Source organism: Paenibacillus sp. OT2-17, from assembly GCF_009827695.1.
GTDB classification, from domain to species: Bacteria; Bacillota; Bacilli; order Paenibacillales; family Paenibacillaceae; genus Paenibacillus; species Paenibacillus polymyxa_B.
The window spans coordinates 1-3,262 of record NZ_WUDQ01000425.1 but is presented as its reverse complement, the minus strand read 5'-3'; the positions used below and the strand labels follow the sequence as shown (position 1 = coordinate 3,262).

The 3,262-nt window shown below is 44.0% G+C and carries 3 protein-coding genes; all 3 read right to left on the bottom strand.

All coding sequences use genetic code 11. The annotated features are described in order from the left end of the window. Window positions 1-907 (bottom strand): cache domain-containing protein (locus GRP75_RS22435; RefSeq protein ID WP_202404264.1); only part of this gene is annotated, 907 nt, incomplete at its 3' end. A 224-nt stretch (window positions 908-1,131) separates the two neighbouring features. Beyond that, complete coding sequence (locus GRP75_RS22430; RefSeq protein ID WP_013311519.1) at window positions 1,132-2,463, bottom strand: peptidase U32 family protein; 1,332 nt, start codon at window positions 2,461-2,463, stop codon at window positions 1,132-1,134. Between the two features lie 32 nt (window positions 2,464-2,495). Further along, window positions 2,496-3,262 (bottom strand): peptidase U32 family protein (locus tag GRP75_RS22425; protein WP_160790403.1); only part of this gene is annotated, 767 nt, incomplete at its 5' end.

The window sequence follows — 3,262 nt, the reverse complement described above, 5'->3', positions numbered from 1 at the left end:
CATTGCTACAACCTACAAACTCACCCTTGTCTGTCACAAGACTAATCATACTGCCTGAACCCAAATTAATACCTTTTAACTCGTCCTCCACCGCACTGGACTTTAAATCCATAACCAGAACATAAGTCCCTCCCAACCCGGACATGCTGTTCATGGAGCGTGCCAGACGAAAGGTCTTGCTACCATTGTCATTCACCTGCGTAGGTAGCCAAACAATTCCTTTGTTTTTCAAAATATCCTTAAACCACGCTTCCTGCCGTACATCCTTTTGTGTTCCGGTGCCCATAGCAGCTAAATTGGTTTCTTCCGGGTACAAGTACATTGAATCAATCGCTTTATTCGTAAAAGCAAGATTCGTTAGCTTCTTATTCACTTCGCCCATAGCAACAAAAGATGCAAAGGGATTTTTATCTTGCTTTACTGCCTTTTGCAACTGATCACTTAATTCAGTATCGAAAAATACCTGTGTCGACGTGTCTTGAAAGCGCTCTAGAATAATATCAAGCTTTTCTGAAGTTTGCTGGACGGTCTGCTGATAAGCCGTAGCTGCATTTTGCTCAATCGTACTTTTTGCCTTGTAGTATGAGAGCATCCCCAAGCTGACCACAAATAACATAATTGCCGCAAAAAAGATCAGAAACAACTTCATTCCAACCGAACGTATCGGATTATAGTTTTTGACCAAATGCATGAAATCTTTACTGTACCTTTCTGGCTTAAGTAAACGCTTTAAATTGTGTGTACCTTTACGAGTTGCCTTAGCTACCCAGGGGGCAACCTTCGAAGACACCGCAACCTTTTGTTCCTCTTTATCCGTTGTCACTTTACTGCCTTTCAAACCCTGCATTTGATCCGTTTTCTTGGGTTGCCTTTTTGCTGTATTCCCCTCTTTTTTCCGTAAACCCATTTCTCTCACCTACCACCATATAATTAGTTTCTAATTCCACGTCATCCATTATGTATCTATTATCTATATAACTTCTATCGGAACTATTCGACAAGGAATGTAGCTTTCCTTTGAGTATCAACTAAATTTTGTGAAACTTTTTTCCTAGAAAACTATTCAAAAAAAAGCCTCTCCAACCGATAGGAGAGGCTTTTGAATCTTTTCACCTGTGACTTAAGGCTTATTTACTTCTTTTTACGCATCATATCAAAATACGATACGGGCTGATCTACCTTCATTCTAATTCGTTGAAGCGGGTGACGAGCAGCATCCAATTCGTTGCCTTCCTCATCCCAGATCGTTCCGACCGTTTGTTTAAAGAATGTTCCGTTCGGACCGAAAAATTCGATTTCATGCCCTGGTTTAAAATGGTTCCGTTGTTGAATGGTTGCAATGCCACTCGCGGCATCGTAGTCCATGACCAGTCCGGCAAAATCATAAGGGACTGCCTTTTCTTCCGGCTCATAAATATGATCTTCATGATCCGGTGTATCGTAGAAAAACCCTGTATTCAACGGACGATTGGCTGCCTTATTAATTTCTTCAATCCATTCTGGTTTGAGCACATAATTTTCAGGATCAGCCATATAGGAATCAATCGCTTGACGATAGACATTCACGACGGTAGCCACATAGTGAATGGACTTCATACGTCCCTCCACTTTAAAGCTGTCTACACCTACATCAATCAGATCAGGGACATTTTCAATCATACACAGATCCTTGGAACCCATAGAAAAGGCATTATCGCTCTCTTCGAACAGTGGAAGCTGGTTAACACCGAGCTGGAACTGTTTCAGTGCATTGCTCTCCTGTGCCTCTTCCTCAGATATCCAAACCTCACCTGGGCGGGCATCCTCAAACAAATCGTATTTCCAGCGGCAAGACTGACAACATCCTCCACGATTGGAATCACGGTCTGTAAAGTGATTGGACAACACGCAGCGGCCGGAAAATGAAGAGCACATCGCACCATGGACGAATGCTTCGATTTCGATGTCCACATGCTTTTTAATTTCTTCGATTTCCTCCAGACTGGTCTCACGTCCCAGTACCACACGCGGTAGTCCCTCGTTTTTCCAAAACTTTACCGCTTGCCAGTTCAGTGTGGACTGCTGTGTACTCAAATGCACTTCCAATCCAGGAACAGCACGCAATGCCACGGATACAATAGCCGGATCAGCGACGATAACGGCATGAATTCCTGCCTCGTACAGATTGCGCAAGTATTCTTCGATTCCGGCAATATCCTCATTATGGGCATAGATATTGGTGGCTACAAGCACCTTAGCACCGTACTTGTTAGCAAATTCTACACCTTCGCGCATTTCTTCAAAACTGAAATTATCGGCGTTAGAACGCAGACCATATTTTTGTCCACCAATATATACAGCATCCGCGCCATAGTGAACGGCAAACTTCAGCTTTTCCAGATTTCCGGCAGGAGCCAATAGCTCCGGCTTATCCAGACGATTCCGTTTACCTATATATTTTCTCGTTTTGGTTATCGTCCCCATGACGTTCCCCCCTCTGTGAATTCATTTTAAAATTAATAAACCTGCTCTTTATAGAAAAATCCGAAGGAAAGTTCCCGTTCCGGATCTTGAAGACGGCGAACTTCATCCAGCCAGCTTTCATCATAAGCATAAGCATCCGGGTCAGCTGTATAATTATCTATGGCTTTACGATAAGCACGAACAACCGCCTCATTGTAAGCCGTAGGTTTCAATAAGCCCTCGATCTTAAAGCTATGCACGCCCGCCTCCATCAGAATATGCAGGTCCTCCATGATACAAAAATCATCTGAACTCATAATATGTGTCCCATTAATATCCTCGTAGATGGGGAACTTCTCTTCCTTTCGCTCTGCTTCAATCAGAAACAAGCCGCGCCCTCTACCCAAATCGCCTTCTACATTACGTCCCTGGTGCAGCATATAACTTTGAACAAGCTTACGCTTGGAGTGATAAATATTGGTCATGCCATGTACCTGAACCTGTGCTTCTATGTTCAACTTTGGTATCATTTCGGTAATTTCATCCATACTGAGCTCACGAGCCAAAATGACCCGGGAAGCTCCTTTTTCACCCCAATAGTTGGCGGTTGCGAAGTTGGTGGAGATCATCTCACCGTTCCAGAACAGCTTAAGATGCGGGGCGTACTCCTTCACGGCCATGAGCACTGCGGGATCATTAAACTCAATGGCGTCTATGCCGCATCCAGCTAGGGTCTGCACATATTCGGGAAGGAGCGGCAATAGCTCGTTCGTCATCAAATTCGTCATGGATACGTATACCTGCGCCGTATGCTTCCGTG

What these genes read in the sequence shown, in the direction of transcription:
- GRP75_RS22430 (WP_013311519.1), bottom strand. Translation starts at nt 2,463, where the DNA reads ATGGGGACGATAACCAAAACGAGAAAATATATAGGTAAACGGAATCGT.